The sequence below is a fragment of the Streptomyces sp. NPDC006265 genome (assembly GCF_040613555.1).
Taxonomy (GTDB): domain Bacteria; phylum Actinomycetota; class Actinomycetes; order Streptomycetales; family Streptomycetaceae; genus Streptomyces.
In genome coordinates, this window is record NZ_JBEXSH010000534.1 from 1 (window position 1) to 6,271 (window position 6,271).

Here is a 6,271-nt window from a genome sequence, read left to right on the forward strand (position 1 = left end):
GGATGCCGTCCACCGCCCCGTTCGCGTACCCGGGTCAGGACAGGGGCGGACCCGGTTCCGGGTTCGGTACGGGGTCCGGTCCCGGGGGGATCGGGGACGGGTCGGGGCCCGGCACGGGGTCGGGGCCCGGGGGTGCCGGCGGGGTCGGGCCCGGCGGCGGGGTGGGCGCCGGCGGGGGCGGGGTCGGCTCCGGGCCCGGCGGGGGCTGCGGGTTCGGCACCGGGTCGGGGTGCGGCTCCGGGCGCTGGGGATCCGGGCCCGGTGTCGGCGCCGGCGGCACGGGGTCGGGAATCGGGTTCGTCATCAGGTCCTCCAGCCAGTGGGACGACTCCGGCTCTGGACTACTCCCCGCCTACCCGGCCCCCGCCTCGGCAGTCACTCCCCCGCAGGACGGGAGGGGACCAGGTGGGGGTAGCGGGGTTGGGGAGGTGCGCGTGGCGGGGGCGGCCCGGTTCAGAAGCGGCCGGGGTGGGCCCTCAGCCAGTCCTTCGCCGCCGTCAGCAGGTCCTGACCGGCCGGCTGGGCCTCGTCCGGGTGGCGTTCGATCCACTTGGTGACATAGGGGCAGAGCGAGGCGACGGCGCTGTGCTCGCGGCCGGCGAGGGCGAAGAGCTCGCGCGCGAGCGAACCGGCGATGCCCTTGCCCTCATGGGCCGGCTCGACGATCGTGTGGACGGGCACGAGCGCCCGCTCGGGGCTTTCGAGCACGAAGTACTCGATGCGGCCGACGACTTCACCGCCGGACAGGGCCTCCAGCCTGCCCGCCGCCCGGTCGTCACGGATCTCCGGGTCGCTCATCGACACGCTCCTCCTCTGTTCGCGCCCTTCTGTTCGCGGTCAGGCCCCGACGGCCTGCGGGCTGCGCTGCTGGTCCGAGCCGGGCACCGGCTCGGACGGGTCCGTGCCCAGGGCCACGATCCGGTTGTCGCGGTCCACGTGCACGACCCGGGGAGTGAGTGCCCGCGCCTCGGCGTCCGTCACCTGGGCGTAGCTGATGATGATCACCAGATCGCCGGGGTGGACGAGATGGGCGGCCGCCCCGTTGATCCCGATCACGCCGGATCCGCGCTCGCCCTCGATGACGTACGTCTCCAGGCGGGCGCCGTTGGTGATGTCCACGATGTGCACGAGCTCGCCGGGCAGCAGATCGGCGGCGTCGAGCAGGTCGGCATCGATGGTCACGGACCCCACGTAGTGCAGGTCGGCCTGGGTGACGGTGGCTCGGTGGATCTTGGACTTGAATACTGTACGAAACATGAAGAAACTCCCGGTTTGTCTGCTCCCTGCCTGCTCTTGCAGGTCAAGGGCGATCTCCGGAGAGTACATGGATTGGCATGTTCGGTCAGCTGTCGGCAGGTGTTCGAGGACTCACACTCACCCACTACCGATCTTCCTGACGATTGCTCAGGCCCTTGCCGAGCCGCTTTGGACGTGGCCCTGTTGCCGAAAACCCCAGTCTGTCCCAAGAGGCCGGCGTGGCGTATCTCCGAATGGTCCACAAACGGCCGGCAGCGCGACCGTCCGTCACTGTCCCCTATGGTCCCGCCCGTGGTCTGCGCGTTGAGGCTGAGCGCGATGACCGCCTCTCAGGCGTTCTCGTCATGAATCCGCGCACCCAGCGCAGCAGGTCACGCCGAGGGCCGCCGCGGTGCGACTTCGGTCTCGGTGTCGGAAATAGCGACGGTGCCGAAGCCGAAGCCCATGGCGCCGGCGCGGTGGACGAGAAGGACACCGGGGCGGGCGAGGTCGCGGTAGCGGCCGGAGGGGGCAACCGGCATCCATTAGCCACGCCGCCTCGCTCCCGAACGGAGCCCACGGACGAGTTGTCGAGTAGCGCAGCGAACGCCCCAAGCGGGAGCCAGGCATCCGTGTCCAGGTCCCCTGTCATGGCGGCCACCTGGTCAGCAAGCTGGGACGCTTCCGCGCCCGATGCTGACCGTTTGCTGACCCGAGCGGGGCCATCAAGTCTCTGACCTGTGGAAACACCCAAACGCTAGATCTTGGACCTGAACATGGTGCGCCGCATGGTGAACTCCTGGAAGACGGCTCCCTGCCTGCTTTGTACAGGTCAAGGGCGGTGCTCGCTGTACATCGGCATGCCTTCGGCTCGAAGGCTTTCCACAAGCTCGTGCGCCGCGACGAGCAAGCGTCTTGCCTGCGCGATCTGCACGAAGCGAACCGCCGCGAAGCCGTCCGCCGGGAGCATGTACGAAGACTGCCCTCCTCTCATGCTCAGTCATGTGCCGGTCCTGGCCGCGTCGACCGCCGCCCGCACCGTGGGATACACATGCCTCAGCTCCGTCCTGGCTTCGGCGGTGCGCAACACGTCCCTCACTTGGCCCACGTCGCGGGCGAGCAGGAGCCGGACTCCGAGATCCTCGAGTTCCTCGCCCAGGTTGTCGAGCATGCGCACGGCGCTGACGTCGACGAAGGGAACTGTTTCGGCGTCGATCACGACCGCCGTCACCCCTGCACGGGCGGCGGCCCCTCGGGCCTCGGACCGGATCCGCTCGGCGTTGGCGAAGTAGATGCCGGCCTCGACGCGCAGCACGATCACTCCGGGAATCCTGCGGCTCTCGCTGTGTCGGTCGAGTGCGGCGAAGTGTCCGTTCCCGGGCAGTCGCCCCAGTTCGCTGATGACCGGGCGCGAGGAGCGGTACAGCAGCAGAAGCAGGGAGACGCCGATGCCGATGAAGAGGCCGGGCAGCGTGTCGAAGACCATCACCCCGAGCATCGCCGCGGCCGCGGCCATGAAATCCGGCCGCGCGGCGACGCCGTAGGCCTGGCCGAGCCTGCGAGTGAAGACGCGGTAGAGGGAGACCAGCGAGTGGGGGTCGACCAACTCCACCACCGCCGCGATGACCACCCCGGCGAGCACCGCCTCGGGGAGCTGTTCGAAGAGGCCGGTGGGAAAGAGGAGCGTGACCACGGTCAGGGCGGCCACGAGGATCCCGGAGAGCTGGGTGCGTGCGCCCGCCGACCAGTTGACAGCGGTCTTCGAGAGGCTGCCGTTGACGACCATGCCGCTGGACAGACCGGCGCCCAGGCCCGCGGCGCCGAGCCCGATCAGCTCCCGGTTGGCGTCGACCTCGTAGTGGTCGCGGGCGGCGTAGTTCTTCGCCGCGCCGAGTCCCTCGGCGAAGGCGACGAGCATCACGCCGACGCTTCCGGCAGCGAGGCCGCCCAGGTCGCCGACCGAGACATCCGGGAAGCCGAACGAGGGCAGACCGGCCTCGATGCTGCCGACGACATCGACTCCGTGGTCTTCCAGATCGAAGGCCGCGGCCACGGCGATTCCCAACGCCACTGCGATCAGCGAGCCGGGTACCCCCGGGGCGACCCGCTTGAGAACGAGGATCAGGGCGAGGCTGCCGACGCCGACCAGGGCGGTGAAGCCGCTGGTGCCGCCGAGGTCTTCGATCAGGGCCCAGATCTTCTCGAAGAAGTTCCCGGACCCGCCCTCGACACCGAAGAGCTTCGGCAGCTGGCCCGCGATGATCGTCAGTGCCAGGCCCACGATGAAGCCCTTCAGCACCGGCTCGGAGATGAAACTCGCGAGGAAGCCGAGACGCAGCAGTCCGGCGAGGAGGGCCGCGATGCCCACCGTGGCGGCCAGGGCCGCCGTCATCGCGGCGAAGCGCACGCCGGAACCGCCCGCGGCCTCACCGACGATCGACGCCGAGAGTGCCGCCGTCGCCGCCATGGGCCCGGCGACCAGGTGTCTGGAGCTGCCGAAGGCGGCGTAGAGGATCAGGGCCGCCGGCGCGGCGTAGAGGCCGACGACGGGCGGGACGCCGGCGATCGTCGCGTAGGCGAGCGCCTCGGGCACGAGAACCGCCCACACGGTCATCCCGGCCAGCGCGTCCCGCCCCAGCCACTGCCGCCGGTAACCCCGCAGTGAGGGGAACAGCCCGGGCATGCTCGCCCTCATCAGGAGGAGAGATCACTGATGGCGCCGCCCACCAGCTTCGCGGCGAAGACCAGGCAGATCACGGCCATGATCGCCGTGTTGTTGCGCTCCATCCAGAGCTTGAGACCGTCGAGGATGTGCTTCGAACGCTCCTTGAGGGCGAAGTAGAGCACGACCGGCGTTCCGGGCCCGAGCGCCCCGACCACCACGTAGACCGCCAGTGCCACGGCCTGTGCGCCGGCGGCGGTGTCCGTGCGCGCGATCGCCGACGCCGCGGCGATCGAGAGCAGCAGGTTCTTCGGGTTGACGGCGGACAGTGCCGTCCCCAGTGCCAGCGCCTTGACAGGAGTGAATGAGTCGACCGTCTTCATCCACTTCGGCAACGTCACCTCCTCGTCGCCGCGCGGCCGGCCGCGCCACTCCTTCACCGCCACCCACAGCAGCAGTACGCCGAGCGCCAGGTCGAGCGCGCTGACCCAGTCGGCCGGCTGCCCCTGGTCGCTCGGGCCGGCGCCGCCGGAGACCAGCAGCACGATCGTGCCGACCAGGGCCAGGCCCAGGATCCAGCCCAGGAGCAGCGCCGGCCCGTTGGAGCGCGCCCTGGGGGTGGCGAGCATCAGCACCACACCGATGATCGGGAACGCGCTCAGCGCCACGGCGACGCCGTAGGACAGAATCTGACCGATCGCCTCACCCACGGCCGCCTACCTCACGCCGGTTCGATCTCGCCCGGCCGCCAGCTCTTGTCGAACCAGCTTTCGAGCGGGCCGTAGAGCCGCAGCATCACGAAGAATCCCTTGCCGGGTACGGTCTGAACCCAGTTCGCCTCCCGGCCCTCGGGCGCGGTGGGGCCGAAGTGGATGACCGTGTCGCCGTTGCTCTCGGCCCGGACGCCTTCCGACTGGCTGTTGACGCTCGGGTAGGGGTGGTCCGTGCGCAGCAGCGACCGGGTCTGGGGGTCGTAGACGTTGACCGCCCAGAAGTTCTTCACCGGGATGCCGCCCGGCAGAGTGAGCGTGTAGTGCCGTCCGCCGTCGAGCCACTCGCCCGCGGAGTCCTCCGCCGTGTAGGCGTACTGCGATCCGGTGCCGACGGGCGCCGTCACCATCGCCGGCGAGGAGGCGGCCGCGAAGTAGTAGAACACCGCCCGGGAGTCCAGCAGGCGGGCGCCCTCCGCCGACAGGAACTCGTAACTGTGCGTGGGGAACGGGGTCTTCCACGAACTGTCGGGGTAGTAGTAGAAGCCCGGGTCGCGTGGCTTGAAGGCCAGCGTCCGTACGATGCCCGAGGCGGTCCTGGCGGCGGTGTCGAGGATCGAGCGCATACGGTCGTCCGGTTGGAAGGGCTTGCCGCGCACGATGCCGAGCGCGGCGAGCTGACCGGCGCGCTCGGGGTCGAGCGAGCCGGCCGGCTCGGCCTGGACGATGGTGTCGATCTCCTCGAAGAAGGAGAAGTCGTTGGCGTGGATCGTGTTGAAGTCCGATTCCGCCCAGTTGACGAAGCGCTGCTCGGGCCGGTCCGCCGCGGCCGAGAGCGGGTAGATCCGTGCCGTGAGCAGGCTCTCCGTGCCCCCCAGCGCGCGCAACAGCACCCAGGAGGCGTACGTCGCCGGCCGCACGACGTAGTAGCCGTCGGGGACGTCACCTTCGTACCCCGGAGGCAGAAAGAGGTACTTGCCTCCTTCGCCCTTGTCGGGCCCGGCGATGCCCATGTCGGTGACGTAGCGCTGCCACAGATCGTTGACGATGCACAGTGAGTTCCCCGGCGCCTCGATCACGGTGGGACCGTCCTCGTCGAGCGCCAGGAAGGTCATCCCGTAGGTGGTTTCCGTGTTGCCCGTGAGCACCACCGGTGCCGAGGTGCATCGCGGGGCCGTGTAGCCGATGGTGCGGGAGTCGATGCCTACGCTCCGCAGTCCGCGTCGCATCGCCACCATGGAGGCGCCGGGCACGCAGTTCAGGAACGCCTCGATCCCGCGCAGCAGATCCAGCGTGTCGTAGCTGCGGGTCACCGCGCCGGGCAAGGGCATGCCGTCGAAGAAGTCCAACGCCCCGAAGACCGTCTCCAGCCGGTCCGGGCAGACGATCGACGCGAGGGTCTCGGGTGATGTGCCCGGGCTGGGGGCGTCACTGACGTGGGGCATTGGGTTCCTCCTGAGTGAGTCGTTCCTTGAGAACCACGTTCCAGTCGTCCTTCACGCTGACCGTCGTCCAGCCGGACCTCTCGGCCGTCGCGCGTGCCCGCTCCGCGCAGTCGGTGTAGGCGTACTCCCGGACGTCGTCGTCGTGGACGACGAGCAGGGCGAACCGCGCGGACCGGAGCAGTTCGACGTCCACGTCGTCGTTGCCGGCCGCGAAGGCC

General features: G+C 69.8%; 8 protein-coding genes. All 8 read right to left on the reverse strand.

Annotation, left to right across the window (positions count from 1 at the left end; translation table 11 throughout):
- Positions 1-453 precede the first annotated feature (453 nt).
- Entirely contained in the window at positions 454-798 is a 345-nt protein-coding gene (locus ABZ281_RS32965) for a GNAT family N-acetyltransferase (RefSeq protein WP_356661481.1), read from the reverse strand.
- Positions 799-837: 39 nt separating this feature from the next.
- The gene (gene panD, locus ABZ281_RS32970; RefSeq protein ID WP_356661483.1) at positions 838-1,257 is read right to left on the reverse strand and encodes an aspartate 1-decarboxylase; all 420 of its coding nucleotides are present in this window, start codon (positions 1,255-1,257) and stop codon (positions 838-840) included.
- Positions 1,258-1,628: 371 nt separating this feature from the next.
- Positions 1,629-1,778, reverse strand: a complete 150-nt coding sequence (locus tag ABZ281_RS32975; RefSeq protein ID WP_356661485.1) for a hypothetical protein — start codon at positions 1,776-1,778, stop codon at positions 1,629-1,631.
- Positions 1,779-2,068: 290 nt separating this feature from the next.
- The gene (locus tag ABZ281_RS32980) at positions 2,069-2,206 is read right to left on the reverse strand and encodes a hypothetical protein (RefSeq protein WP_356661487.1); all 138 of its coding nucleotides are present in this window, start codon (positions 2,204-2,206) and stop codon (positions 2,069-2,071) included.
- A gap of 30 nt (positions 2,207-2,236) precedes the next feature.
- Entirely contained in the window at positions 2,237-3,919 is a 1,683-nt protein-coding gene (locus ABZ281_RS32985; RefSeq protein WP_356661489.1) for a SulP family inorganic anion transporter, read from the reverse strand.
- A gap of 11 nt (positions 3,920-3,930) precedes the next feature.
- Positions 3,931-4,608, reverse strand: coding sequence for a GAP family protein (locus ABZ281_RS32990; protein ID WP_356661491.1), 678 nt, complete (start codon positions 4,606-4,608; stop codon positions 3,931-3,933).
- 11 nt (positions 4,609-4,619) lie between these two features.
- Positions 4,620-6,053, reverse strand: a complete 1,434-nt coding sequence (locus ABZ281_RS32995) for a DUF1254 domain-containing protein (protein ID WP_356661493.1) — start codon at positions 6,051-6,053, stop codon at positions 4,620-4,622.
- Positions 6,037-6,271 (reverse strand): hypothetical protein (locus ABZ281_RS33000; protein WP_356661495.1); only part of this gene is annotated, 235 nt, incomplete at its 5' end. The genes ABZ281_RS32995 and ABZ281_RS33000, both read right to left, overlap by 17 nt.

Bases quoted from the DNA above. Each gene is read 5' to 3' on its own strand.
- ABZ281_RS32965 (WP_356661481.1), bottom strand. From the start codon at position 798: ATGAGCGACCCGGAGATCCGTGACGACCGGGCGGCGGGCAGGCTGGAG.
- ABZ281_RS32980 (WP_356661487.1), bottom strand. From the start codon at position 2,206: ATGCTCCCGGCGGACGGCTTCGCGGCGGTTCGCTTCGTGCAGATCGCG.
- ABZ281_RS32985 (WP_356661489.1), bottom strand. From the start codon at position 3,919: ATGCCCGGGCTGTTCCCCTCACTGCGGGGTTACCGGCGGCAGTGGCTG.
- ABZ281_RS32975 (WP_356661485.1), bottom strand. From the start codon at position 1,778: ATGCCGGTTGCCCCCTCCGGCCGCTACCGCGACCTCGCCCGCCCCGGT.
- panD (WP_356661483.1), bottom strand. From the start codon at position 1,257: ATGTTTCGTACAGTATTCAAGTCCAAGATCCACCGAGCCACCGTCACC.
- ABZ281_RS32995 (WP_356661493.1), bottom strand. From the start codon at position 6,053: ATGCCCCACGTCAGTGACGCCCCCAGCCCGGGCACATCACCCGAGACC.